Annotated in this window: 25 protein-coding genes; 15 read left to right on the top strand and 10 right to left on the bottom strand. The window is 38.5% G+C overall.

What is annotated here, in order from left to right:
* Positions 1-130 precede the first annotated feature (130 nt).
* The 5 genes from J2Y67_RS03515 (at position 131) to J2Y67_RS03535 (ending at position 6,946) form a co-directional block, all read left to right on the top strand.
* The gene (locus J2Y67_RS03515) at positions 131-3,820 is read left to right on the top strand and encodes a nitrate reductase subunit alpha (RefSeq protein WP_310170633.1); all 3,690 of its coding nucleotides are present in this window, start codon (positions 131-133) and stop codon (positions 3,818-3,820) included.
* A complete protein-coding gene (gene narH / locus J2Y67_RS03520; protein WP_310170635.1) occupies positions 3,810-5,339 on the top strand; it encodes a nitrate reductase subunit beta in 1,530 nt (509 codons plus the stop codon). Before J2Y67_RS03515 ends, narH begins: the two co-directional genes overlap by 11 nt.
* On the top strand, positions 5,329-5,859 hold the full coding sequence (narJ, locus tag J2Y67_RS03525; protein WP_310170636.1) for a nitrate reductase molybdenum cofactor assembly chaperone: 531 nt from the start codon (positions 5,329-5,331) through the stop codon (positions 5,857-5,859). Before narH ends, narJ begins: the two co-directional genes overlap by 11 nt.
* Before the next feature lie 11 nt (positions 5,860-5,870).
* The gene (narI, locus tag J2Y67_RS03530; RefSeq protein WP_310170637.1) at positions 5,871-6,596 is read left to right on the top strand and encodes a respiratory nitrate reductase subunit gamma; all 726 of its coding nucleotides are present in this window, start codon (positions 5,871-5,873) and stop codon (positions 6,594-6,596) included.
* Positions 6,597-6,688: 92 nt separating this feature from the next.
* The gene (locus J2Y67_RS03535) at positions 6,689-6,946 is read left to right on the top strand and encodes a hypothetical protein (RefSeq protein ID WP_310170638.1); all 258 of its coding nucleotides are present in this window, start codon (positions 6,689-6,691) and stop codon (positions 6,944-6,946) included.
* 13 nt (positions 6,947-6,959) lie between these two features.
* On the opposite strand, the gene J2Y67_RS03540 is transcribed toward J2Y67_RS03535, so the two are convergent.
* Entirely contained in the window at positions 6,960-7,100 is a 141-nt protein-coding gene (locus J2Y67_RS03540; protein WP_310170641.1) for a hypothetical protein, read from the bottom strand.
* Positions 7,101-7,146: 46 nt separating this feature from the next.
* On the opposite strand from J2Y67_RS03540, the gene J2Y67_RS03545 reads away from it, so the two are divergent.
* Positions 7,147-7,386, top strand: a complete 240-nt coding sequence (locus tag J2Y67_RS03545; protein ID WP_310170643.1) for a cold-inducible protein YdjO-related protein — start codon at positions 7,147-7,149, stop codon at positions 7,384-7,386.
* A gap of 48 nt (positions 7,387-7,434) precedes the next feature.
* Here J2Y67_RS03545 and J2Y67_RS03550 read toward each other — a convergent pair whose 3' ends face one another.
* The 3 genes from J2Y67_RS03550 to yhfH (J2Y67_RS03560) all read right to left on the bottom strand — a co-directional run bounded on the left by J2Y67_RS03550 (position 7,435) and on the right by yhfH (J2Y67_RS03560) (position 8,079).
* Positions 7,435-7,626: a hypothetical protein gene (locus J2Y67_RS03550; protein ID WP_310170645.1), complete on the bottom strand. Its 192-nt coding sequence runs from the start codon at positions 7,624-7,626 to the stop codon at positions 7,435-7,437.
* A gap of 110 nt (positions 7,627-7,736) precedes the next feature.
* Positions 7,737-7,871, bottom strand: a complete 135-nt coding sequence (yhfH, locus tag J2Y67_RS03555) for a protein YhfH (RefSeq protein ID WP_310170647.1) — start codon at positions 7,869-7,871, stop codon at positions 7,737-7,739.
* Positions 7,872-7,941: 70 nt separating this feature from the next.
* Positions 7,942-8,079: a protein YhfH gene (gene yhfH / locus J2Y67_RS03560; protein ID WP_310170649.1), complete on the bottom strand. Its 138-nt coding sequence runs from the start codon at positions 8,077-8,079 to the stop codon at positions 7,942-7,944.
* A 288-nt stretch (positions 8,080-8,367) separates the two neighbouring features.
* Between yhfH (J2Y67_RS03560) and J2Y67_RS03565 the strand changes: the two genes are divergently transcribed.
* The 3 genes from J2Y67_RS03565 to J2Y67_RS03580 all read left to right on the top strand — a co-directional run bounded on the left by J2Y67_RS03565 (position 8,368) and on the right by J2Y67_RS03580 (position 13,519).
* Entirely contained in the window at positions 8,368-10,527 is a 2,160-nt protein-coding gene (locus J2Y67_RS03565; protein WP_310170650.1) for a PAS domain-containing protein, read from the top strand.
* Positions 10,528-10,665: 138 nt separating this feature from the next.
* Positions 10,666-12,726 carry a formate dehydrogenase subunit alpha gene (fdhF, locus tag J2Y67_RS03570; RefSeq protein ID WP_396954034.1) on the top strand — a complete coding sequence of 687 codons (2,061 nt, stop codon included), beginning with the start codon at positions 10,666-10,668 and terminating at the stop codon, positions 12,724-12,726.
* A 208-nt stretch (positions 12,727-12,934) separates the two neighbouring features.
* Entirely contained in the window at positions 12,935-13,519 is a 585-nt protein-coding gene (locus J2Y67_RS03580) for a 3D domain-containing protein (RefSeq protein ID WP_310170653.1), read from the top strand.
* Positions 13,520-14,252: 733 nt separating this feature from the next.
* Here the strand turns inward: J2Y67_RS03580 and J2Y67_RS03585 are convergent.
* The 4 genes from J2Y67_RS03585 to J2Y67_RS03600 form a co-directional block, all read right to left on the bottom strand.
* Positions 14,253-14,405 carry a YjcZ family sporulation protein gene (locus tag J2Y67_RS03585; protein ID WP_310170655.1) on the bottom strand — a complete coding sequence of 51 codons (153 nt, stop codon included), beginning with the start codon at positions 14,403-14,405 and terminating at the stop codon, positions 14,253-14,255.
* A 36-nt stretch (positions 14,406-14,441) separates the two neighbouring features.
* Positions 14,442-14,546, bottom strand: a complete 105-nt coding sequence (locus tag J2Y67_RS03590; protein ID WP_310170658.1) for a YjcZ family sporulation protein — start codon at positions 14,544-14,546, stop codon at positions 14,442-14,444.
* Positions 14,547-15,185: 639 nt separating this feature from the next.
* On the bottom strand, positions 15,186-15,656 hold the full coding sequence (locus J2Y67_RS03595) for a hypothetical protein (RefSeq protein WP_310170660.1): 471 nt from the start codon (positions 15,654-15,656) through the stop codon (positions 15,186-15,188).
* 386 nt (positions 15,657-16,042) lie between these two features.
* Positions 16,043-16,294, bottom strand: coding sequence for a hypothetical protein (locus J2Y67_RS03600; protein WP_310170662.1), 252 nt, complete (start codon positions 16,292-16,294; stop codon positions 16,043-16,045).
* An 11-nt stretch (positions 16,295-16,305) separates the two neighbouring features.
* Between J2Y67_RS03600 and J2Y67_RS03605 the strand changes: the two genes are divergently transcribed.
* Complete coding sequence (locus J2Y67_RS03605) at positions 16,306-16,431, top strand: hypothetical protein (RefSeq protein WP_310170664.1); 126 nt, start codon at positions 16,306-16,308, stop codon at positions 16,429-16,431.
* Positions 16,432-16,529: 98 nt separating this feature from the next.
* Complete coding sequence (locus J2Y67_RS03610) at positions 16,530-17,006, top strand: PAS domain-containing protein (RefSeq protein ID WP_310170666.1); 477 nt, start codon at positions 16,530-16,532, stop codon at positions 17,004-17,006.
* Between the two features lie 420 nt (positions 17,007-17,426).
* Here the strand turns inward: J2Y67_RS03610 and J2Y67_RS03615 are convergent, their stop codons facing one another.
* Both J2Y67_RS03615 and J2Y67_RS03620 read right to left on the bottom strand, forming a co-directional pair.
* Positions 17,427-18,728, bottom strand: a complete 1,302-nt coding sequence (locus tag J2Y67_RS03615) for a NarK family nitrate/nitrite MFS transporter (RefSeq protein ID WP_310170668.1) — start codon at positions 18,726-18,728, stop codon at positions 17,427-17,429.
* 221 nt (positions 18,729-18,949) lie between these two features.
* Positions 18,950-20,455 (bottom strand): nitrate/nitrite transporter, encoded by a 1,506-nt coding sequence (locus J2Y67_RS03620; RefSeq protein ID WP_310170670.1) that lies wholly within the window; start codon positions 20,453-20,455, stop codon positions 18,950-18,952.
* 281 nt (positions 20,456-20,736) lie between these two features.
* Here J2Y67_RS03620 and J2Y67_RS03625 point away from each other — a divergent pair, with 281 nt between their 5' ends.
* From J2Y67_RS03625 to J2Y67_RS03640, 4 genes are all read left to right on the top strand, one after another.
* Positions 20,737-22,017, top strand: coding sequence for an ArsB/NhaD family transporter (locus J2Y67_RS03625; RefSeq protein WP_310170672.1), 1,281 nt, complete (start codon positions 20,737-20,739; stop codon positions 22,015-22,017).
* 27 nt (positions 22,018-22,044) lie between these two features.
* Positions 22,045-23,382, top strand: coding sequence for a TrkH family potassium uptake protein (locus J2Y67_RS03630; RefSeq protein ID WP_310170675.1), 1,338 nt, complete (start codon positions 22,045-22,047; stop codon positions 23,380-23,382).
* 24 nt (positions 23,383-23,406) lie between these two features.
* Complete coding sequence (locus J2Y67_RS03635; protein ID WP_310170677.1) at positions 23,407-24,060, top strand: potassium channel family protein; 654 nt, start codon at positions 23,407-23,409, stop codon at positions 24,058-24,060.
* Between the two features lie 62 nt (positions 24,061-24,122).
* Positions 24,123-25,277, top strand: coding sequence for an acyl-CoA dehydrogenase family protein (locus J2Y67_RS03640; RefSeq protein WP_310170680.1), 1,155 nt, complete (start codon positions 24,123-24,125; stop codon positions 25,275-25,277).
* The last annotated feature ends 30 nt before the right edge of the window (positions 25,278-25,307 follow it).

The raw sequence follows: 25,307 nt of genomic DNA on the forward strand, positions 1-25,307 counted from the left end.
ATTATTCAAGTCATATCCAATACCCCCTAATTTAAACCTAGTAAGATTGCGACCCAGGACATTTAATAGCATAGATTGTCAATTTATAGGGGACTATATTTACTAAAATGAATTTGGGAAGGTGAAACACTTGGAGCGTAAACGTACTCCGTTTATGAAGAAATTGAGATTTTTTGGAAAATCCTCTGATATAGCAGAACATGCTGTATTAAATCCAATGGATCGTGATTCGGAAAAGATTTATCGCCGAAGATGGCAGCATGATAAAACGGTTCGAACCACACATGGGGTAAATTGTACAGGTTCTTGCAGCTGGAAGGTCCATGTGAAGGATGGAATTATCGCTTGGGAAACCCAGCAGACCGATTATCCGTCGACAGGTCCAAATATGCCGGAATATGAGCCGAGAGGATGCCCAAGGGGAGCCAGTTTTTCGTGGTATACATATAGCCCCCTTAGAGTTCGTTACCCTTATGTACGCGGCAGTTTATTAAAAATGTGGCGTGAAGAATTGGCTGTTACAAATGATCCTGTAGCAGCGTGGCGGGAAATTACTTCAAATCCGGAGAAGACAAAAAGGTATAAGCAGGCAAGAGGAAAGGGTGGATTAGTCCGTTCCACATGGGATGAGGTAAGTGAATTGATTTGTGCCGCACTCGTCCATTCGATTAAAGAATTTGGTCCTGATCGTATCTTTGGTTTTTCCCCGATTCCGGCGATGTCCATGGTTAGCTATGCTGGCGGCGGTCGCTTTTTATCGCTTCTTGGCGGCTCATTATTAAGTTTTTATGATTGGTATGCGGACTTGCCGCCTGCATCACCGCAAGTTTGGGGAGAGCAGACCGATGTCCCGGAAAGCTCTGATTGGTTTAATTCTTCCTATCTGTTAGTTTGGGGTTCAAATATTCCTCAGACTAGGACACCTGATGCCCATTTTATGGTGGAAGCAAGATATCGGGGAACAAAGGTGGTTGCTGTCAGCCCGGATTATGCTGAATATGTAAAATTTGCTGATAACTGGCTCCCTGTACAAGCAGGAATGGACGGGGCCTTAGGTATGGCCATGACTCATGTCATTTTAAAGGAATTCTATGTTGATCAACAAACAGAATATTTCTATGACTATGCAAAAAAATTCACGGATCTTCCTTACCTAGTAAAGTTAAAACCACATGGAGAACACTTTGTTTCTAGTACCTTTTTACGTGCGAGTGAATTAGACAATTCTATTTCAAACGGAGAATGGAAAACGGTTGTATGGGATCAAACAACAAACAAACCGGCTTTCCCAAACGGTACGATCGGCCATCGCTGGGAGGATAATGGAAACTGGAATTTGCATTTAAATGATACCGAACAAGACCTAACAAACCTAAAGCCATTGCTGACATTGTTAGGTAATGAAGATAAAGTGATGATGGTTAAATTTCCTCACTTTGAAGTTGAGAGGAGAGAAACGTTTATCCGCGCGGTTCCCGTCAAGGAAATCACTGAAAATGGAGAAACCTTCTATGTAACAACTGTGTTGGATTTAATGCTTTCAAAGTTTGGTATTTCACGCGGGCTTGAAGGGGATTTTCCGAAGGATTACGATGATCCAAAACCTTATACTCCTGCATGGCAAGAGGCTTTGACTGGTGTTGACCGGAAGCTTGCCGCTCAAATTGCCAGGGAATTTGCTCAAAACGCCATTGAGTCGAAAGGGCGCTCCATGGTCATTATGGGGTCAGGAATAAACCAATGGTATCATGCGGATGCCACATACCGAACCGTCTTAAACCTTGTTTTATTAACCGGATGCGAAGGGGTTAACGGCGGCGGTTGGGCGCACTATGTCGGGCAGGAAAAGGTCCGCCCGCTTGAAGGCTGGCAGACGATCGCCATGGCAAGGGATTGGGGGGGACCTCCAAGACTGCATGCGGCAACCCCGTTCTTTTATTTTGTGACCGAACAATGGAAATACGATGACCAGTCCGTGGAAGATCAAGTCTCTCCGCTTGTAAAAGAACCGCGTTATAAGCATTCAGGAGACTATTATTCTCTTGGGACAAGACTGGGCTGGACACCTGCCTACCCGCAGTTTGATAAAAACCCAATTGATTTGGTTAAGCAAACGCAAGCATCAGACAAAAGCAAAATCGTTCAATCCATTGTCGATGATGTAAAACAGGGAAAAACAAAATTTGCCATCCAAAATCCTGAAGATCCTAAAGCATTTCCTAAGGTCATGTTCGTATGGCGGGGGAATTTAATCGGAAGCTCCTCAAAAGGACATGAATACTTTTTAAGATATATGCTAGGAACCCATCATGGGAACTTGAGCGAACAAAATACAGAATTAAAAACAGAGGAAATCGAATGGAGCGGACCTTCTGCGGAAGGTAAGCTGGATTTAATGATTAATATGGATTTCCGGATGGCAGGTACAGGGCTATATTCTGATATTATCCTGCCAGCAGCCACATGGTATGAAAAATACGATATCAGCAGCACAGATATGCATCCGTTTATTCATCCGTTTAATCCGGCCATTGCTGCGCCATGGGAATCCAAATCAGATTGGGATACTTTCAGATTGCTGGCTAAAACCTTTTCATCGATGGCAGAAAAATATTTTACCGGTCCAGTACAGGATGTAGTGGCGACTCCGCTGCTGCATGACTCTCGTGATGAAATATCGGACGCTTGTACATTCGGTAAAATCCCTGATTGGTTAAACGGTGAACAGGAGCCGATCCCAGGACAAAACTTCCCGCGTTTACACGTTGTGGAACGGGATTATTCAAAGATCTTTGATAAATTTATTTCTTTAGGACCAATAGTAAAAGATCAAATCGGAGCAAAAGGAATCGGCTGGAATGCAAAAGAGGAATATGAAAAATTAAAAGAAATTCTCGGCAAGGCAAATAAAACAAAGGATTATAAGGACTGTCCAAGTCTTTATACCGCCCGCGATGCTTCTGAGGTAATTCTATCTTTATCAAGCTCAACTAACGGTTCACTTGCCATGAAGGCTTGGGATGCATTGGAGAAAAAATCCGGGCAAAAATTAAAAGACCTAGCCGAGGAAAGAGCGGAAGAGCATTTTTCTTTTAACGAAATTACTGCTCAGCCCCGTCAGGTTATTTCAACACCTGTTTTCAGTGGAACTGAAACGGGAGGACGCCGGTATTCGCCATTTACTACCAATGTGGAGCGATTAATTCCTTGGCGCACCCTTTCAGGCAGGCAGCATTTTTATATTGACCATGAAATGATGTTGGAGTTTGGTGAAGAATTTCCTGCTTTCAAAGCTCCGCTTCGTAAAGTAGCTTTTCAGACGAAAGACCGAAAACCTACGGGAATGGGAAAAGAAATTAATTTACGTTATTTAACACCCCATTTCAAGTGGTCTTTCCATAGCACCTATGGTGATACATTACCGATGCTTACCCTTTTCAGAGGCGGACCGCATGTTTGGTTGAACCGCTCAGATGCAGAAGAGGCAGGGATTGCGGATAATGACTGGCTGCAAATATATAACCGCAATGGTGTGGTTGTAGCTAGAGCAGTCGTTACCCACAGACTGCCAAAAGGTGTTGCTTTCATGTACCATGTTCAGGAGCGTCATATCAATGTACCCGGTTCACCGATTACAAAAGAACGCGGCGGTACATTTAACAGTCCAACAAGGCTGCAAATGAAGCCTACACATGTGATTGGCGGATATGCACAGCTTAGCTTTGGTTTTAATTATTATGGACCATGCGGCAGCCAGCGGGATGAACGAGTGATTATTTGCAGACTTGATCGAGATGAGGTGGATTGGCTTGAGGATTAAGGCCCAATTTGGAATGGTAATGAACCTTGATAAATGCATTGGCTGCCATACCTGCAGTATTACCTGTAATAATACTTGGACAAATCGTCCCGGTGCTGAATATATGTGGTGGAATAATGTTGAAACAAAGCCGGGAGTTGGCTATCCAAAGGAATGGGAAAACCAAGACAAGCATAAAGGCGGCTGGGTCTTAAATAATGGGAAGCTTGAGTTAAAAGCTGGTGGAAGGGTTACGAAGCTGTTAAATATTTTCCATAATCCTGACTTAGCAATGATTGATGACTATTATGAACCCTGGACATATGATTATGAAAATTTAATAAACAGCCCTGAAAAGGATCATCAGCCAGTGGCACGCCCTAAATCCCAACTAACAGGGGATTACATGGATATCAAATGGGGCCCAAACTGGGAGGATGATTTAGCGGGTGTATATCAAACGGGTAAAAATGATCCAAACGTAAGAGGGATAGAGGAAAGAGTAAAGTTTGAATATGAACAAACCTTTATGATGTATTTGCCAAGGATTTGTGAGCATTGTTTAAATCCAACCTGTGTTTCATCATGCCCTTCCGGAGCGATTTATAAGCGGGAAGAGGATGGAATTGTCCTCGTTGACCAAGATGCCTGTCGCAGCTGGCGCTTTTGCACAACAGGCTGTCCGTATAAAAAGGTATATTTTAATTGGAAAACACATAAGGCTGAAAAATGCACATTTTGTTTTCCACGAATAGAAGCTGGACTACCGACAGTATGTTCAGAAACCTGTGTCGGAAGACTCCGGTATGTTGGGATTGTCTTTTATGATTTAGACAAGGTAGCGGAAGCGGCATCAGCTACAAATGAGAAGGATTTATATGAGGCACAGTTAAGCATATTTTTAGATCCAAATGACCCCGAGGTTATAATGGAGGCTAAAAAAGCCGGCTACCGTGACGATTGGATTGAAGCAGCCCAGCGTTCACCTGTTTATAAGCTGGCAGTTGAGCAAAGGATTGCCCTTCCGCTTCATCCGGAATATCGCACGCTTCCAATGGTTTGGTATATTCCGCCGCTTAGCCCTGTAATGAGTGCCTTTGATGGCGGACTTGACGGTGTTAATCCGCATGTGATTTTCCCGCAAATTGACCAACTTCGGATTCCAGTTGAGTATTTAGCAAACATGTTAACTGCAGGGGATACCGAAGTGATTCGCAATGTGTTAAAGAAAATGGTTGCAATGCGAAGCTATATGAGATCACTTAATTTAGGGAAACAGCCTGAAAAAAGCATTTTGGATGCCGTCGGGATGACGGAGGAGACGATGCACGAAATGTACCAGCTGGCGGCAATCGCCAAATACGATGACCGTTATGTGATACCGAAATCGCATCGTGAGGATGCAGCAAACATGTATCTTTCACAAGGAACTGCAGGATTTGACTTTATGGAGGCATGCACAGGTTGTTCTGTCAATCCTTCCATGTCGGAAGACTATAAATTTGGTGACGATTACTGGGGTGAGATAAATGGGGGATGAACAACGAATATTTGGACTTGCTTCTGTATTATTACAGCATCCGGAAAAAGAATGGATGGAGGAAAACGGATTAAAAGAAGAAATAGCTTTGATTGAAAATCCGCTTATAAAACTTCTTTTAAAACAATTTCTTAGGCACTTGAATGCCCATTCCTATTTTGAACTTTGTACACAGTATTCCGAGACATTTGATTTTAATGATAAGACAACCTTGTATCTAACCTATTCGCTCTTCGGGGAAAGCCCCGATCGCGGGAAGGCGTTAGTAAAATTAAAGCAGGAATATTTTGAGGCAGGATTTCCATTAGAGAGTGATGAACTTCCAGATTTTCTGCCGTTAATTTTTGAATTTTGTGCAATTGCTCCTGAAAAGTCGGTACAAAAAATGCTGATGATTCATCGAAAAACCATCCATCAGCTTTTAAAAGAATTATCGTTGATAAATAGTCCCTATCAAATGGTAATACAGGCAAGTGTGCAATTGATGGAAAAAATGCTTTCAAATCAAAAGGCATCTTAGGGGGGCGGCAAATGATCTTTTCTCAAAACTTTTTCTGGGTTTCATTCCCTTTTGTTATGCTAACCATGTTTGTGGTCGGACATATTTACCGGTACAATGTCGATCAGTTTGGCTGGTCGGCAAAATCAAGTGAATTTCTTGAAAAGAGGCAGCTGAAATGGGGAAGTATTCTCTTTCATTATGGGATTATCTTTGTCTTTTTTGGACATGTTGCCGGATTGTTGATTCCGAAAGGATTTTATGAGGCGGTTGGAATTACCGATCATATGTATCATTTTGGTGCTGTCTGGATTGGCGGAATTGCCGGTATTTTTACGATTATCGGCATCTTGCTGTTAATGGTTCGCAGATTCACGGTAAAACGAATCTATATTCACAGCACTTTTCGAGATATCCTAATTTTGATTTTATTAACGATAACGATTATTACAGGATTTTTTAATACGGTTTGGTATACGGGAAGAGGGGTTGGTTTTGAATATCGGGAAACGATTAGCCCATGGTTTCGAGGACTGCTTTATCTAAACCCGAGACCAGAGTTAATGATTGGGATTCCGCTTGGCTTTAAAATTCACGTTGTATCGGCATTTTTACTCTTTGGAATATGGCCGTTTACCAGACTGGTCCATGTGTGGAGCCTGCCGTTGGAATACTTAAATCGAAAATTTGTTGTTTACCGGTCTGTTTTGGCAAGAAAATCACTTGCAATGGCGCCGGATCGTACAAAAAAAGAATAAGGAATAGCCTCAAGGCTATTCCTTTTCTTCTTGTCAAACTTCGAAAAAAGGAGGAAAATAATGATATAAATAAACAGCAGGGAGTCTTTTGGATGCCTAAGGAAATTACGAATTTTCATCATCGGCAGGTCGTTGTGAATACGTATGTGGACGAAGAATTAGTTAATCGGGATGGATTTGTGTTTGACTCTGTTCATCTGGAAAATGATTCGCTCCTATTTATAAAAGATGCGAAGACACTATTTAGGATTGATTCTTTAACAGGAATGATATTAAAAAAAGAAGCGATTTTTAAAAATTATTATTCATTAAACGGTGAAAATAAAAAAATTGAAATCTATTTTCCATAAACGAGGCTACTGTTTAGCCTCGTTTATTTTTTTGATATTTTTCTGCCAGTATTCTTTTTACTTCGTTATAACTAAGACCGGATTGGTTGTTAAGTCTTTTTACCTCTTCGATATCGGTTCCAACAACTGTGATTTTTTTTGAATGTGTGCTCAATTGGGTTTTCTCCTTTCATGGAAAAAAGATAATTCCATTTTTAGAAATGAAAAGATTGGTTTTTGTGCATACTAGGAGTAGTAAAAAGGAGGCGGTTCCCATTTTCTATGGTAAAAGAGCAAAAGAAGAAGAAATTGAAAATATCCTCGTGGATACCGAAATTTACTCATGTATAGATGACTCCTGTATTGGCTGGATGCGAAAGGATTTTGTAACCGACGATTTGCTTTGCCCTATGTGTGGTAATGAAATGATGTCAGAAATTAAAGAGCTACCAAAAATATAAGCTGTTTTGAAAAGACTGTCACTGTACTATGACAGTCTTTTTTTCATTTTACAGATTCTCATTCTGCTGTTTGATTTCATCCCCGGTTATAACTATGTTGGCTTCAATAAGTTCCATATGACGGTCAACGGAATCACCGGCAACATTTTTAAAATTTGGAAAAATGGATCCGTTCTCAATTGTTATTTGTTCTTCCTTTGGTGCATTTGTAAGATAATCTTCTTTTTTTGCCTTTGCCACTTCATTCAACTCCTTTGTTACATGTTTTGCAACTGGGGATGGGTTTATTCTTTTTCTGCGGAGGAAGTAATTGCAAATTAAAAACTCTCCAGATTCCTGGAGAGTCAGGGCTATTCTTCTTTTTTAGATAAACAGCGATCGCATTCCATCATGTAGGATTCAGCTTGTTCCTCCATATGCTGACCACATTCTGGACATTCCTTCTTAGGCAAATTACGGAAATATTCAACCGGACTCATTAACATTTAAATCTCCTCCTTTGTTATATACAGATTATTAAAATAGTCCCTGTTGTATTACAGAGTTGACAAAAAATTAATACTCCTCTTTTTTAGAAAGACAGCGATCACATTCCATCATGTAGGATTCAGCTTGCTCCTCCATATGCTGGCCACACTCTGGACATTCCTTCTTAGGTAAATTACGGAAAAACTCAACTGGACTCATTAACATTATAAATCTCCTCCTTTGTTTAATACAGTTTATTAATATTTCATCTGTTGTAGTACAGTATAAACAAAAAAATAAAAAATGTGTAGACTTTTTTTTGAAAAATTTTAATTTTTTTAAAAATAGTTCTTTTGTCCCGTTTCTAGGATGGATTATTTTACCTTATGAATCACTGCTTTTAGGAAATGATATAAGAAAAATACCTCCCTTTCTCTATTTAGTACTTCCTAAATAAATTGCTTTACATTACAATCATATTAGTAATGATGGAGAACGGAGGGATGCACGTTAATGAATATGGTACTTGGAGCGATTCATCCTTTTTTTATTATGATTGCCATTGGCTTAACGATAATGGCTTCCTATACAGCATTAGATATGTTTACCTTAATAAAATCATCAGAACCCAATAAACGACTTTTATTTTTAGGGGGATCGGTAACTCTGGGAGTTGGAATATGGGTGATGAATTTTATGGGGTTAATTTCGGCCGATAGCAGTGGGTTTGCAAGTTATCAAATTCCCTTTACCATTTTGTCTATCTTTATTGGAATTGCTTTTACAGGGATGGCATTTGTTCCGTTCTTTGGTAAAAAAATTCAATTATTCCATATAATGATTGGTGGCTTATTGTTAACGGTTGCCGTTTATGCTACTCACATCATTAGTCTTTATGCAATGAATGTGACCCTAAAATATAATATTCCGCTATGTATTTTTGCTGGGATCCTTATTTTTTGTACCTTTATGTTTTCATTATGGATTTTATATTCATCAAAAAACTATACACATGCGAATCAAGTATGGCTGAAACCGGTTAGTGCAGTGATTATGGCAGGTGCAATTGCTGAAGGTCATTTCTTGATCAAAAGAGCAACAACAATTCTTTCTACAACTGAAATCATCAAGCCTTCAAGCGGTGAAGGCACATTTTTAACTTATTTGGTCTTATTTGTATCCATTTTAATTATTGGTGGACTCATTGCCTCTAGTACCTTAATTAGTAAACAACTGGCTGCATCTGATACCAATTTAAAGGATATAAAATCGGCTCTTGATGCATCCACAATTGTCGCAATAACGGATAAACATGGAATCATTGTGTACGCAAATGATAAATTTTGTGAAATTTCTAAGTATCAGCGCGAGGAATTACTGGGTCAGGATCACCATATGTTAAATTCTGGATATCACTCAAAAGAATTTTTTAAAGAGTTATGGAAAATAATTGGACAGGGAAATGTTTGGAAGGGTGAAATTTGTAACCAGGCAAAGGATGGCAGTCATTACTGGGTGGATACAACAATTGTCCCGTTCCTGAACGAAAAAGGCAAACCCTATCAATATGTTGCGATTCGAACCGATATTTCAGATAGAAAGAAAGCGGAAGAACATTTAAAGCAAACGGTTAAGGAAAATACAGATATTAAATTCGCCCTTGACCAGTCGTCCATTGTTGCTTTTACGGATGCACAAGGTAAGATTACCAGTGTGAATGATAAGTTGTGTGAGATTTCAAAATATAGCCGTGGGGAGATCATTGGAAAAGATCATAATATATTAAATTCTGGTTTCCATTCTAAAGAGTTTTTCAAAAATTTATGGAAAACAATTGGCGAGGGACATGTTTGGAAAGGGGAAATAAGAAATAAGGCGAAGGACGGCACGTATTATTGGGTCGATACAACCCTCATTCCATTTTTGAATGACCAGGGTAAACCTTATCAATATTTAGCAATTCGCAATGATATTACCGAGCGTAAACGAACGGAAGAGGTCCTCCATCGTCAGGATAAGCTTGCTGCTATCGGACAGCTCGCTGCAGGTGTTGCCCATGAAATACGAAATCCATTAACATCTATGAGAGGGTATGCGGAATTCCTACAGTTGGATGAAAAAGACCCTGAACGATTAGAGTTTTTGAATATCATCCTTGATGAAATTGAACGGGTTAACACGATTGTTGAGGATTTTATGGTGTTAGCGAAACCAAAAGCGGTTGAATTAGAGGAGAAGAATGTGGTTCCGGTCATAAAAAATGTTGTCTCCTTGCTTGAATTTGAAGCAAGAAAGAAAAACGTCCACCTGCATTTTGAATGCAATCAAGAAATTATTCAGATTGAATGCGATGAAAACCGTCTGAAGCAAGTCTTTTTGAACTTTATTAAAAATGGAATAGAAGCGATGCCGAATGGCGGGGAGCTGCATGTAAAAACGCTTATTCATGAGAGTAACGTACAAATTTCGATTCAAGACACGGGTGTTGGAATCCCAAAAGAGAAATTAAAGAACCTGGGAGAACCGTTTTTCACTACAAAGAAAAATGGAAACGGGTTAGGATTAATGGTCAGCTTTAAAATCATTGAAAGTCATAATGGCAAAGTGTTTGTTGAAAGCGAACCAAATAAAGGCACAACCTTTAATATATTATTACCGGCTAAAACAGCCTAGGAAAAGGGAGACGTATTCTCCCTTTTTTATTTTTCGAAAAATAGACAAACTTTTTGAAAAAAAGAAAACTACATGATGGAAAGAATAGATTAATATGATGATAGTAGGGAATTTTGTTTAAACAAAGGAGGGAAGGCAATGGGTGAAACATCTTTCGTCAAAACCATTTGTGGTTATTGTGGAACCGGCTGTGGCTTAGTGCTCGAGGTCCAGGATAACAAAATTATGAAAATTCGCGGTGACAAGGAGGCTCCTGTAAACAAAGGACAAACCTGTGTAAAGGGAGCTTTTGCCTATGAGTATGTTCATGCAAAAAATAGATTAACCTCTCCGCTCATCCGCAAGGCAGGAAAACTGGTTGAAACAACATGGGATGAAGCGAACCATTTTATCGCAAGGAAATTGGCAGCTATTAAAGCCGAGTGGGGTCCAAATGCGATTTCTATGTTTGCCTGTGCACGGACTACGAATGAATCGAATTTTATTACGCAAAAATTTATGAGGACTGTGATTGGGAGCAATAATATTGACGGCTGTAACCGAACGTGACACGCCCCAAGCGTTGCCGGTCTGGCAACAGTTTTTGGAAGCGGTTTCCCAACTAATACCCTTGAAGATTTTGATAAAGCAGAAGTATTGCTATTGATGGGTTCGAACACGACTGAGGCTCATCCCATTATTGCGAATCGGATTAAAAAAGCAGCTAAGGCAGGTTTAAAGATCATTGTCATTGATCCAAGAAAAATTGATATGGTAAAGGTGGCTCATCGTCATTTACAAATCAATGTCGGTTCGGATATCGTTCTTATAAATGCGCTTATTCGGGTAATTTTAAAAGAAGGGTTATATAACGCTGAGTTTATACAGCAATTTACGCTTGATTTTGATGCTCTCGAAAAACTTGTGGAACCTTATACACCTGAATATGCATCCGAAATTACCGGGGTAAATGCGGCGGATATTGTTGCAACAGCAAGAGAATATGCTTCTTCAAGTGGTTCAATGATTGCCTATACTCTTGGGATAACGGAACACCATTGCGGTGTAAATAATGTTTTTGATATTGCTAATCTAGCATTATTAACCGGGAATATTGGCAGGGAAGGTACTGGCATTATGCCGCTTAGGGGGCAAAATAATGTTCAAGGTGCAGGGGATATGGGCTGCCTGCCAAACCAATTGGCTGGGGCGATGAGTCTTACAAATGAGGAATATCGAGCTCGATATGAAGAAGAGTGGAATGTGAAGTTGAACCCAATCGCCGGTGATACCCAGACACGGACATTTGACAAGATTGAAACCGGTGCATTGAAGGCTCTATATGTCATTGGTGAAAATCCGCTCCTTGCAGATGTGCATATGAATCATACAAAAACATTGTTAGAAAAGCTTAATCTATTAGTTGTCCAAGATATCTTTTTAACGGAAACTGCACAACTTGCGGATGTAGTATTACCAGCCCGTTCTTGGGGTGAAGTGGACGGAACCTATACAAATACAGATAGACGTATTCAGCGAGTTCGAAAAGCGGTTGAGGCACACCCTAACGTGAAAGAAGACTGGGAAATTCTTTGTGAACTGTCTACCATAATGGGTTACCCGATGAAATATAACAGCAGTGAGGAAATCTGGGATGAAGTGAGGAAGCTTGCCTGGGAGATGTATGGCGGTATCTCTTATGAGCGACTTGATAAAGAGTACAATCTCCACTATCCATGTCCAGATAAGGATCATCCAGGAACTTTTGTGATGCATGAAAGATTTCATCAAGAAAAGCAGCCAAGTAAGAAAGCGCCGTTTGTCCCTGTCGATTATACAGAGCCATTAGAGCTTCCTGATGAGGAATATCCATTTATGCTCACAACTGGTCGCCGCTATGAATCCTATAATACACACTCGCAAACACGTCATTATGCAGCAGGAGTAAAGGTAAAACAGACGGAAGAAACGGTGGATATTCACCCGGAAGATGCGAAATCTTTAGCAATTGAAGAGGGTGAAGTGGTTCAGGTGCGTTCCCGCAGGGGGGAATTAAACGTTAAGGCGAAAATAACTGATCAAGTGGTACCTGGTCTAGTCTTCATGAGTTTTCACTGGAGTGAAACTCCTACCAATGTATTAACTTTAAATGAATTTGATCCTATTTCCGGTACGGCCGAATATAAGGCCTGCGCCGTTTCTGTTTCCAAAATAAGCTAATTTGGTAGTAAAAATGGAGGTATTGACCTCCATTTTTTATTTGAAAAGTATATTATACGAATAAAAATATTTTTTCTGACCATTGAAATACTATTGTAATATAATTGGTTTTTGTGTAAAACAATTAACATCTCCCTGTTCTTTGTATGAGAAAATTCCATGCTATTATGGTACTAGTTAGCGAACGAAAGAACATGGGAGGTAAAAAATGTTTAAAAAATTAATAGCATTATTCGCAGTAGCTGCACTCTCAGGGACTATAGGTGCTAATGTCAGTGCAGCTGAGATTACAGTGAAAAAAGGAGATACCCTTTGGGATATAGCAAAAGTACATAAGACAAATGTACATAAAATAAAAAATAGAAACCATCTTTCTTCAAGTTTAATCCATCCTGGAGAAAAACTGACCATTGATTCTAATAAAATAGCTTCTAAACATGTGAAAAAGAAAAAGCATGTATCAAAAATGAAGTATGTTAAGAAAAAAAGGGCAGTGAAAAAAACAAAGGTAATTAGCGTGAAAGCAACTGCTTACACAGCAAAATGTAAGGGTTGTTCCGGAATTACAGCGACTGGAATTAATCTAAAAGCAAACCCGAAAGCAAAGGTTATTTCGGTTGACCCGAATATAATTCCATTAGGTTCAAAGGTTTACGTGGAAGGGTATGGTTATGCTGTTGCCGGAGATACAGGCGGAGCAATTAAAGGCCATCATATCGATGTGTTTATCCCCTCAAAAACAAAAGCAATCAATTGGGGAAGAAAACATGTAAATGTTACCATCATAAATTAAAACTGCCCTCAACGGCAGTCAGGCTGTCGAAAAACTTTCGATAGCCTTTTATTTCATTCACTCTCTTTATCAATTTTTCTACTTTTTAGTTTAAAAAAAAGCGTTGATATTTAAGTTGTCCAAATGGGGGCGTCCACCACACGATTTGGACATTAATAATCGATTTTCTTCATGGTGCTCCGCCCTAATATAAGCTCAGAAAATACATAGTTTTGCAAATTGAGAATTAATAAATACTGTTTATGGTAGTATGTTTTTTAAATATAAAAGCAGAAATATACAAAAAATGAATAAAAACTTGCATATTTTCTGCTTGTTGATAATTAAGATGTTGAACAAAAGCACCCGATAGTTGAAATACAAATCTTCACAAATTACAGGAATGATGCGGACAAGTTGTATTCAAAATTAATGCAATATAAAAACATTCAATATTTAATTATTTTTGAATTAAATTTGAATGCAAAAGGCATCTAACTCAAAATAAAAGACCAACCCATTATTAACACAATTACATAATTTATGTAAGAAGAAGAAAATCCCGAACTTTTCTTCTTCAAAAAGGAGGCAGAACACACCTGGGTGCGGCAGGCGGCTTCGGTTTATATAACATATGCCTAATATGACTTTATGGGCAGGGCTTGCTTAATTTCCCTTTTATTCCATATTCGCATTTAACAATTTACGCAAAAAGAAAAAAGCCTTTTTATAAGACTTTTTTCAAGAATTTAAATTAGTAAAAACAGGTTGCTCCAACGATAATTAACAGGATAAATAATACTACGATTAAAACGAATGGATTGCCTCCGCAAAATCCACCTCCGTAGCCACCTCCATAGCCATATCCGGAGCAACCACAACCACCGAATCCACCGTAACCAAACATAATACATCCTCCTTTCAATAAGGAATAGGTTATTTTTTAAACAAAACCACCAACAAAGGACGCTCCAATAATAATAAGCAGGATAAACAATACAACTACTAATGCGAAACCTCCACCACCTGCGAAACCTACACCATCCATATACACAACCTCCTTTCAGCTGATACCTATAAAATATGTAAAATACTAAAAAGGGGATGGGCAAATCTGCATTTAAAACCTCTTCTAGGTTGTCTCACTGTCCCATGCTTAAGTGTAGTCTTTTATTAAGTGGAAAGTATTAATATATACAAAAAAAGCCCTACTAGGGGCTTTGGGTGATTGAGACTGTCTTTGACAAGTCTATGTGCTAAGCAATACTATGGCTTTTCGGCTACACTCTAGACTATGCATCAGTTTAACTTGAGTACCCAATCGGTTAAGTTTTATTTGGAGGAATTTTTTAGAACAGACCAAAAATTAATTCGATAAAAAATCAGCCCTTGTCCATTCCATTTCATTATCTTGTACATATATTATGATTACACCAAAACCAAACATATATATTACCTTCTGGATATAAAGAACGTTTGCCTATAAAGCAGACGTTTCTTTGCATTTATAGGCATGCCGTATATTTTGCCTTCTCAATATGATGTAGTTAGGCGACTGGCAGAGCAGATTTGTGGCAACCAAAGTTACTATGGAAGGAAGTTTGATGAATGAACGCACTTATGAAGATGTGGTTTTGTTTGAAAACCGTTTTGACTGCGTATACCACCAACTAGCAGGCTTGTCCGATTAAGTTAGAATTTCAACCTTAACCCGTCTCAACATGAATTTTTCAATCAGAATAATAAAAAGTAAACTTGCTGCGCGGATGCAGATCAAGTAACTTAATTTCCAATTGTCATGAAAAACTAATATTTTCATGTTCATGAGGATAACATCGCCTATTAGCAGGATAAAAAAAGGAACCACTATCCAATATCTTTTCTTTGGTATGTAAATACATAATATAACAATTACAGCTATACATACATGATACAAAAAACCACTAAATAAGGTGCTGTCCCGAAAAATGTTTTCAACCCAATTTACGTGAAAAAACTGTTTTCCAAAAAGCATAAGTACGCTTGTTGGAGTTTGCAGAATGATCCATGCTATTGTCCAGAATGTTATGATTCGAGGGGATTTATGGCTTTTTCCATTTACTATGGAATACCACTTTTTCATAGCAGCCATAAAGATAAATGTTACAATACCAGTCATATATGTGTGCCACCAATGGTGAGTGTAGACACCGACTTTAAGAAACACAACTTCTATCAGCATGAAAACGATGGATATTAATCCAATCCAGCGGTATGAGAACGACATCCCGGACGGAGGCAGACTCCGCGAAAGATCCTAAAAGTTAGATGCTGTTTCTTTCTAGCTTGGATGAAATGGACTTCATGTCCACATCCCAAAATCCCATGAGGATCAAAATATTGAGCCGAGCTCATCGATCTACCCTTTTTTTGCCGTTTAGCCAATGATAAAGAAGCCCCTTTACAAGAATTGCTTACGTTACTAAAGGGTAAGTATATAGACCAATTCTTCAAACCTTTACTTTACCATCACTTGTGAAACGATTCTTCGTGCCTGATTTTGAACTATTCTGCCCGTTTGTTCAACAAGAAAAAATGACCGCCGCAGCGATCATCATTCTCAGACCACCCGAAATTCCAACCATTATGGTAACTCATTAAACCCATTATGTAGTTTACTAACTCGACGACAGACAAAAGGGTCACCCAGAAGATGATCCAGGCAACCTGTTTTACCCATCCAGTTGGATACCGTCCTAAATATATAAACACAATGGAAGGTGGACTGATAATTCTTACAGTTCCGCCAATCTCCATTTGGTCGTCTCTTGAAACGTGGTGTTGCTTACGGTGCGATGTTTAAAGGTGAACAAGACACGATGCACCAAGCCAACGAATTTAAACCAGTTGATGCACTCTTGAAATCTGCAATAATCTATGCAGAAGCAATCTAGGAATTGGCTAATAGTAATAAAAAGATTATAATATTAGTGGGCAATTTTTTTGCTCATAAATATTTGTATTATTTTGTTCCCATAAAGGAGATTTATAAATGTCTGAAGAAAAATTGTCAGATTTAATTAGTCCTGAAGCTGTGATTAACTTTGAAACTGGTGCGATTAAAGCAAGCACTTTGGATTCAATCATCAAACTTTTGCCATTTGAAATGGGCTTTTGCGATGCCAACGATATTTTCCGCTGGTATTCAAATAATCCAAACCGCGTGCATGGTCGCCGTAAAGAAGCGATTGGTCGCCCTGTGCTTGAGCTTCACCCAAAAGTGGCTCACCACGTTGAAAAATTGTTGAATGATTTCCGTTCAGGAACACGCGACGAATGGGAATTTTGGTTCCCAAAACGCTCTGGTGAATCTGGTCAAATTTACCAAAAATTCATGGCAGTACGTGATGAAAATGGTAAATACCTTGGCTGTATGGATGTGACCGTTAATATCGACCTTTTCCAAGGAAAAGAAGGTAAAAATACCCCTGAAACTATTGACGAATTTAAAGCTGTTAAGCCTGAATAATAAAAAAATACCTTTCTCATTTGAGAAGCTGCTGAAAAACACATTGAATTCCCCAATTCAATGTGTTTTTCTTTATAATAGACTTATAAATGTTTTAAACAAATATATTAGTTTAGCCAAAATATCTAGCAAATTCTGGACATCTTTTACCATCAACTATAACTCGCGGAATTTAATAAAGCTATTGAAGTGGATGGAATGAAATATTGAAAAAAGCGGTTAAAGGAGAAAGTGATAGAGCCTAAAGAAATTCGGGCTAATACAACAGACCCTAAATGTGGGTTTACTTAGCCAGATAGGATAAGGTGTGTGGCATTTCTTTATGTTAATTTGCTCCCTGTTGATTGAAGCGGAAATCAACAGGCCAATTAGCATAGACAATTTTTTAATATAGGTTTTGATTAAAAAAACAAGCCGGAATTAACCGGCTTGTTTAACCAATGTTTTGGCTGCTGTAGATTTTCTTTGATAGAAGAACCAGTTAAGACCAAAACTGATTACATAGAAACCAATAAAGAAGTAGAATGCAGTTACATATGAGCCTGTAGTATTAATAGACCAGCCGAAAAGTTTTGGAATAAAGAATGAACCATAAGCAGCAAATGCTGCTGAAAAACCAATAACTGGTGCTGCCTCTTTTGGAACAAAGATATTTGGAATCATTTGGAATGTTGATCCAGACCCAATTCCAGATGCTAAGAAAAGAACTAAGAATGCTGTCAAGAAACCAGCAAATTGCTTGCCATTTAAGAAATAAATAACCCCTATAGCACCAATTGCCATGATAACAAAGACATACGCTGTTACTTTCGCACCGCCAAATTTATCAGCTAACCAGCCGCCAACAGGTCTTGCTGCTGCTGCCACTAGGGCACCAAGGAATGCAAGGGAAAGATGCTCAGGAAATTGAGATTTTAATAGAAGCGGAAATGCCGCTGAATATCCAATAAAGGAACCAAATGTTGCAATATAAAGGATGGTCATAATCCAAGTGTGCTTACGTTTTACAATCACAAATTGATCGGAAACGGATTGTTTTGCATTTGGTACGTTATCCATTTTAAATAAGGCAAGTAATGTCACAATGACAATTGGGATCACCCAGATAAATGCTGCATTTTGTAACCAAACATGTTGACCAGTAGACAATACTTGATTGCCTCCAACAAATGCAAAAGTACTAGAAGTAATGATTAATGGTGTAACAAATTGGACAACTGAAACGCCCATATTTCCTAAACCGCCGTTAATACCAAGTGCAGTACCTTTTTCCTTTTTGGGGAAGAAAAAGCTGATATTTGCCGAAGATGATGAAAAGTTACCGCCGCCAAGACCACAAAGCGCAGCCAACAATAACATGACTGAAAACGGTGTGTCGGTATTTTGTACTGCAAAACCAATGCCGATAGCAGGGATTGCTAAAATGGCTGTTGAAATGACTGTCCAGTTCTTTCCGCCGAATATACCAACTGCAAAGGTATACACAAATCGAAGTGTTGCACCGACAAGTCCAGGAATGGCAGCAAGAGTAAATAGTTGTTCTTCAGTATAATGGAAGCCAATATCGTTTAGTCTAACGGCAACTACGGACCAGATTTGCCATACGATGAAAGCTAACATTAATGATGGGACAGAGATCCATAAATTTCTTTGCGCGTGTTTCCTTCCTTCTGTTTTCCAAAATTTTTCGTCTTCTGGATTCCAATAATTTATTCGAGCCATTATTGTCTCCTCCTGATTATTTAAATTTTTATTTTTATATTTGTTGTTTACATTGAAACTATAAAACAGATGGTGGTATGAAATTTGTGACGTACGTCACAAAAATAGTGAAGGAACTGTGAACATGGAAGCAAAGTCAAAAAGTTGTCATAAAACGATATTTTTTCTCTTCAAAATGAACAAAAAAACAGCCTTCCTATTGGAAAGCTGTTGTTACCCCTTTATTTCTTTTTCTCCTCTTCACGTTCTTCATTGAACATTCCAACATAATTTTTTGTCTCGCCGGACTCATCCTTGATGGCCGTAATAGTTAACCATTCCTGATAAATCTCTTGATTTTTACGTTTATTCCAAATATGTCCTTTCCAAAAACCTTCTTCTTTCAATCGATCCCACATACTTTTATAAAAATCATTGTTGTGTTCCCCCGATTGAAGAACACTTGGTGTCTTTCCTACCACTTCTTCTTTACGGTAACCAGTGATTTTTGTAAATGCCGGATTTATTTTTTGAATAATTCCATTTGGATCTGTTACAACGATGCCATCGACAGCATGATTGACAATTTTATTGGAAATATCAAGTTTGTCCTGATAGTAAAGCCAAACAACTAAAACTAAGCTTGATAATGATATTTCAGATAGGGACATAAAGCCGATGGCGTAATGCCCAGTCCAGTTAAACAGAATGGTTAGAATTAATGGCGGGAAAAAACCGCCGAGACCGCCCATTGCGGATACAATACCATTGACAACACCCGCCTGTTTTGAAAAAAACAACGGGACAAGTTTAAAGATTGCCCCATTACCGATCCCTGCACAAAAAGCCACTAATAAGCATCCAAAAGAATAGATTGGCAAGGATGGGGTAAATGACAAAAGAAAACCGGCAAAGGTAAGCCAAAAGAACACAAACATTAAGATAAATAAAGGATTTAGCTTGTCGCCGAGCCAGCCTCCTACAGGCCTAAAGAGAGTAGAAATGGCAATAAAACCAGCTGTCCGGAGACCAGCATCCACTTTTTCTAATTCAAAGTGATTGACTAAAAAAGACGGCAAATAAATCGTAAAAGCAACAAATGACCCGAATGTGATGAAATAAAATAAGCTTAACAGCCAAAGTTTTGGGTTTCGATAAACCTCTTTAATAACTACGGAAAAAGAGTTGTTCACTTTTCGCTCTTTTCTGTCACCTAATAAGAAATTAATGACAGCAAAAACCAAGACAATAATTAGAAAGATTTTAATCGTACTTCTCCATCCGTATGCAGTTGCAAGGACTGGAGCAGAAAAAGAAGTGATGGCTGTTCCGATATTACCGGCACCATAGATCCCGTTAATAAATCCATGCTTTTTTTTCTCATAATATTTCGGTAATGAAGTGACACCGATGGAAAAAACTGCACCACCAATACCTAGTAAAAAACCTCCCATAATGAGCATGGCGAATGAATTGGCGAAGCTAATGACTGCAATAGGTATCACCAGGACAAGAAAACAAATGGTAAATAAGACTCTCGCTCCAAAGCGATTGGTCCAAAAACCAATTGGAACCCTTAGCAGTGATCCAAGAATAACCGGAACAGCAGTAGCCCATGCAATTTGGGTTGATGAGAGATTAATATCTGCTTTAATAAATGGCATTAGTGAAGAGATAAGTACCCAAACCATGAAACCAGCCACAAGGCTCCCGGTTTGAATAAATAGTTGTTTTGTTCCTTGAATCATTCAAATCCCCCTTAAAAATGGTTTCCCTCAACAGAAATTGACTTTTTCATTTTTGTGGAAAAATTTTCTTTTCGTTATTATAGTTGATTTTTTGGGAATAAACAATGAGGTTTGACACAAAGCTTTTGATGTTATTACTATTTTTAGCACTAAAGGAGTTTTTAATTATATTTTATTGAAATGACTGTTTTCTGACTATTTGCAAGATAAAAAATATTTACATATAAATAGGAGAGTAGTATATTTTTTTCTGTATCTATTATATATAAGGGCGTGGGAGCATGGGATCACAAGAGTGGATTGCCTTGATTATTTTTTTATTTACATATGCGACAATTATTTCGGAAAAAATTCATCGGACGACGATTGCTATGCTGGGCGGTCTTTTGATGGTTGCTTTTGGGGTTCTTGACCAGAAGGCGGCCGTCCATCATATCGATTTTAATACGATTGGTCTTTTGGTAGGAATGATGATTATCGTTGGAATTACGGCGCAAACAGGGGTTTTTGAATTTATTGCAGTTTGGTCTGCACAGAAGGTAAAAGGGGAACCGGTCAGGATTTTAATTGCCTTAAGTTTTTTTACAGCTGTGGCGTCTGCTTTTTTAGATAATGTAACAACGGTTCTCCTCGTTGTGCCAGTTACCTTAAGTATCACCCATCAATTAAAGGTACACCCCATTCCATTTTTAATGTCAGAAATATTTGCTTCGAATATAGGCGGAACGGCGACAATGATTGGGGACCCGCCAAACCTGATGATTGGCAGTGCCGTTAAAGAGTTAGACTTTATGACCTTTATCAATAATCTAGCAATGATTAATATCATCATCCTAGTTGTTACCATTTTTATTTTTACGTTAATATATAAGAAACAGTTAAAATCAACAGACGATCTAAAAAAACATTTATTAAGTAAAAATGCGAAACAAGAATTGAAGGATTATGATTTACTCGCAAGATGTTTATTTGTTATTGTCCTGACATTAGGCGGTTTTTTTGCCCATCAAATATTACATATCGAAACGGCTACGGTTGCATTAATTGGGGCTTTTATCTTGCTTTTACTAACTGGGGACAAATATTTAGTTACGGTATTGGAAAAAATAGAATGGACAACCCTTTTCTTTTTCATCGGATTATTTGTCATTGTGGGCGGATTGGTTGAAACGGGTCTTGTTGCTGCGGTCGCAAAAAAAGCAATTGCACTCACAGGGGGAGAATTGAAAGCAACGACGATTTTAATTCTTTGGATGAGTGCAGTGATATCGGCATTTGTGGATAATATTCCATTTGTAGCCACGATGATTCCGATGATTAAAGAGATGGGGAAATTGGGTATAACCAATTTAGATCCTTTATGGTGGAGCCTTTCTCTTGGAGCATGTCTTGGCGGAAATGGAACCCTTATCGGCGCGAGTGCTAATTTGGTGGTAGCCGGACTTGCATCGAAAGAAGGATATCACATAACATTTATGAAATATTTAAAGGTTGGTTTTCCCCTGATGTTATTATCCATTTTTATTTCCATGATCTATATTTATGTTAGATATTTATTATAGAATGCCAAATTAGGTTAGGAGAAAACTATGCAGCGAAAAAAATTTTATCTTGATCCACCGAAAATACTGGTCTTAGGATTTGCTCTGATTATTTTAATTGGTGCTTTACTATTAACAATGCCAATTTCAACCACAAATGGACAAGGGTTATCTTTTCTTAATGCATTATTTACGGCAACCTCTGCCACATGTGTAACAGGGCTTGTTGTTGTCGATACCGGTACTACTTTTACCATCTTTGGTCAGCTCGTTATTCTATCGATGATTCAAATCGGCGGGTTAGGATTCATGACATTTGCTACACTCTTTGCCTTTCTGGTTGGAAAAAGAATTTCATTAAAGGAAAGAATTTTACTTCAAGAATCACTGAATAACCTTTCAATGGAAGGGATCGTCAGGTTAGCAAGGCGAATTTTAATTTTTACGGCTGTAATTGAATTAACTGGTGCGATTATACTTACACTGCGTTTTTCTTTTGATATGCCGCTTGGAAAAGCCATTTATTATGGCATTTTTCATTCGATTTCCAATTTTAATAATGCCGGCTTTGATTTAATGGGGGAATTTCATAGCTTGACCAGTTATGTAGAGGATCCCACCGTGGTTCTTACGATATGCTCTTTAATTACATTAGGCGGGATTGGCTTTATTGTCATGAATGAGCTTTATGAATTTCGCGTCTCCAAGCGGTTATCGTTACATACTAAAGTGGTCCTGATGACAAGTTTATTTTTATTGGCCGTTGGAACAATTGGTATTTTTTCATTTGAGTATACAAATGAAAAAACATTAAAACCATTAACCTTTTTAGGAAAATTTCTTGCTGCCCTGTTTCAATCCGTTACACCTAGAACGGCTGGTGCAAACACATTGAATATTGGAGATTTAACTCAGCCATCCTTATTCTTAATCATTATCTTAATGTTTATAGGTGCTTCACCGGGTTCCACAGGTGGTGGTATTAAAACCACCACTTTCACCACTCTTATTGGTGCTGTATGGTCACAGATCCGCGGGAAGGAAGACGTTATTTTTTACCGCCAGCGAATTGTTTATGAAACCATTTATAAAGCGATAACCGTTGCATTTAGCGGGTTATTTCTTGTTGTGGTAATTACGATGCTTTTAACGATTACCGAAAGCGGCAAAGACTTTTTAATGATTTTATTTGAAGCAACATCCGCATTTGCAACCGTGGGACTTTCAATGGGATTAACTCCCGAGTTATCACATGTAGGTAAGGCATTGATTATTTTTACCATGTTTGCTGGCAGGGTTGGACCGTTAACGATTGCTTTTGCTGTGACTATGAGAAGAAATCCTGATGCGTTCAGATATCCTAAAGGGAAAATCATGATTGGTTAGTCATTTTGCAAGGAGGTTGATTTCATGGCAGAACAATATGCAGTGATTGGGTTAGGCAGGTTTGGTCTTAGTATTGCAACGAAATTATTCGAGTCGGGTAAAGAAGTTCTTGGCGTGGACGTAAATGAAGAGCGGGTAGATGATTCCCATCCATATACGACACACGCATTAATTGCCGATTCGACCGATGCAGAGGCGCTAAAATCAATCGGCATCCGTAATTTTGACACCGTTATTGTGGCAATTGGAAATGATATTCAAGCAAGCATTTTAAGTGTCCTACTTTTGAAGGAACTTGGCGTTAAAAAAGTTATTGCTAAAGCACTTAATAAATTACATGGGCAGGTTCTTAAAAAAGTAGGAGCCGATTGGGTGGTTTATCCTGAAAGAGATATGGGAATAAGGGTAGCGCATCAGCTCCTCTCACCAAATGTTTTGAATTTCATTGAAATTTCTAAGGATTATAGTGTGGAGGAAGTGAAAATCCCGGATAAAATGACAGGAAAAACCTTAAGAGAGCTGGACCTCAGGGCAAAATTTAATTTAACTGTGATTGCGATTCAACATGGACATGATATTAATATTACTCCATCACCTGATAAGAAAATTGAACTTGGGGATGTTCTTGTCGTAATTGGGGAAAATGCTGATTTGGAGCAATTTTCAAATATAGAATAGACAGTCAGTTAGAAAAACCATCCTTAACGTATGGATGGTTTTTATGAATTGGAGAGGATTAAATGAGCTTTTTAGAAAAAAATACAGTTGAAGAACGTCTCGAAATCATGAGTCCTTTAGCCAATCAATTTTCTTTGCGTGCCCATCAAGTAGACATTGAGGGAAGTTTTCCGTTTGCAAATATTGATGTTCTTAAAAATACTGGATATACTGCCCTAACTGTCCCTAAAAAGTATGGTGGTAAAGAAATTTCCTTATATGAATTACTTCGTTTGCAGGAGAAGATTGCAGTTGGCGATGGGGCAACAGCCCTTGCGATTGGTTGGCATATGGGGATTATGATGAATCTCGGGGAAAAAAATAAATGGAAAGAGTCCGTTTTTAAAATGCTTTGTGAGGATGTTAAAAAAGGGGCATTGATTAATGGTGCTGCGACAGAACCGAGCACCGGAAGTCCGACACGTGGGGGCAGGCCGGAAACCGTTGCGGAAAAACAAGGAGATGGCTGGATGATTAATGGCAGAAAAACATTTACTACCATGTCTCCTGTCCTTGATTATTTTATTGTCAGTGCAGCCGTAAAAGGAACAGACCAAATAGGAAATTTTCTTATTCCACGTCCCACTGAAGGGGTTTCCATTGAAGAAACATGGGACAGTATTGCTTTAAGAGGTACGGGAAGTCATGATTTAATACTTAAGAATGTGAGAGTGCATAATGACTTCTTTGTTGAACAGCTTGGTTTAGAAGGGAAAAAACCAAGTGGCTGGCTTCTTCATATCCCTGCCTGCTATCTTGGGATCGCTAAAGCGGCAAAAAACTATTGTATTCAATTTGCAAAAGAATATTCTCCAAGCAGTATTAAAGGAGCGATTATAGAATTGCCGAACGTTTTGCAAAAAATTGGAGAGATTGAATGGAGGATCATGCAGACTGAGTACTTTTTATATTCGGTGGCTAAACAATGGGATTCCTCAAATGTTCAAGAGCGGAACCACATGGGACCTGTTTTGGGTGCTGTTAAAATGACGGTTACCAATTCGGCCATTGAGATTGTCGATCTTGCAATGAGAATTGTCGGAGCTAAAAGTCTTTCCATAAAAAATCCATTACAGCGTTATTATCGGGATGTGAGAGCGGGGCTCCACAATCCGCCAATGGATGATATGACGATTCAGCTTCTTGCTAAATATGCAATAGACAAGACAGAGGAGTAAAACCTGTTGAAAATGAGCACTCTAAGTAAA

This window comes from Neobacillus niacini (assembly GCF_031456445.1).
GTDB classification, from domain to species: Bacteria; Bacillota; Bacilli; order Bacillales; family Cytobacillaceae; genus Neobacillus; species Neobacillus niacini_I.

Excerpts from the sequence above, each read along its gene's own strand:
- narJ (WP_310170636.1), top strand. The coding sequence starts at position 5,329 with ATGGGGGATGAACAACGAATATTTGGACTTGCTTCTGTATTATTACAG.
- narI (WP_310170637.1), top strand. The coding sequence starts at position 5,871 with ATGATCTTTTCTCAAAACTTTTTCTGGGTTTCATTCCCTTTTGTTATG.
- J2Y67_RS03535 (WP_310170638.1), top strand. The coding sequence starts at position 6,689 with ATGCCTAAGGAAATTACGAATTTTCATCATCGGCAGGTCGTTGTGAAT.
- J2Y67_RS03545 (WP_310170643.1), top strand. The coding sequence starts at position 7,147 with ATGAAAAGATTGGTTTTTGTGCATACTAGGAGTAGTAAAAAGGAGGCG.
- yhfH (WP_310170647.1), bottom strand. The coding sequence starts at position 7,871 with ATGTTAATGAGTCCGGTTGAATATTTCCGTAATTTGCCTAAGAAGGAA.
- yhfH (WP_310170649.1), bottom strand. The coding sequence starts at position 8,079 with ATGTTAATGAGTCCAGTTGAGTTTTTCCGTAATTTACCTAAGAAGGAA.
- J2Y67_RS03565 (WP_310170650.1), top strand. The coding sequence starts at position 8,368 with ATGAATATGGTACTTGGAGCGATTCATCCTTTTTTTATTATGATTGCC.
- J2Y67_RS03580 (WP_310170653.1), top strand. The coding sequence starts at position 12,935 with ATGTTTAAAAAATTAATAGCATTATTCGCAGTAGCTGCACTCTCAGGG.
- J2Y67_RS03585 (WP_310170655.1), bottom strand. The coding sequence starts at position 14,405 with ATGTTTGGTTACGGTGGATTCGGTGGTTGTGGTTGCTCCGGATATGGC.
- J2Y67_RS03590 (WP_310170658.1), bottom strand. The coding sequence starts at position 14,546 with ATGGATGGTGTAGGTTTCGCAGGTGGTGGAGGTTTCGCATTAGTAGTT.
- J2Y67_RS03595 (WP_310170660.1), bottom strand. The coding sequence starts at position 15,656 with ATGACTGGTATTGTAACATTTATCTTTATGGCTGCTATGAAAAAGTGG.
- J2Y67_RS03600 (WP_310170662.1), bottom strand. The coding sequence starts at position 16,294 with ATGGAGATTGGCGGAACTGTAAGAATTATCAGTCCACCTTCCATTGTG.
- J2Y67_RS03610 (WP_310170666.1), top strand. The coding sequence starts at position 16,530 with ATGTCTGAAGAAAAATTGTCAGATTTAATTAGTCCTGAAGCTGTGATT.
- J2Y67_RS03615 (WP_310170668.1), bottom strand. The coding sequence starts at position 18,728 with ATGGCTCGAATAAATTATTGGAATCCAGAAGACGAAAAATTTTGGAAA.
- J2Y67_RS03620 (WP_310170670.1), bottom strand. The coding sequence starts at position 20,455 with ATGATTCAAGGAACAAAACAACTATTTATTCAAACCGGGAGCCTTGTG.
- J2Y67_RS03625 (WP_310170672.1), top strand. The coding sequence starts at position 20,737 with ATGGGATCACAAGAGTGGATTGCCTTGATTATTTTTTTATTTACATAT.
- J2Y67_RS03630 (WP_310170675.1), top strand. The coding sequence starts at position 22,045 with ATGCAGCGAAAAAAATTTTATCTTGATCCACCGAAAATACTGGTCTTA.
- J2Y67_RS03635 (WP_310170677.1), top strand. The coding sequence starts at position 23,407 with ATGGCAGAACAATATGCAGTGATTGGGTTAGGCAGGTTTGGTCTTAGT.
- J2Y67_RS03640 (WP_310170680.1), top strand. The coding sequence starts at position 24,123 with ATGAGCTTTTTAGAAAAAAATACAGTTGAAGAACGTCTCGAAATCATG.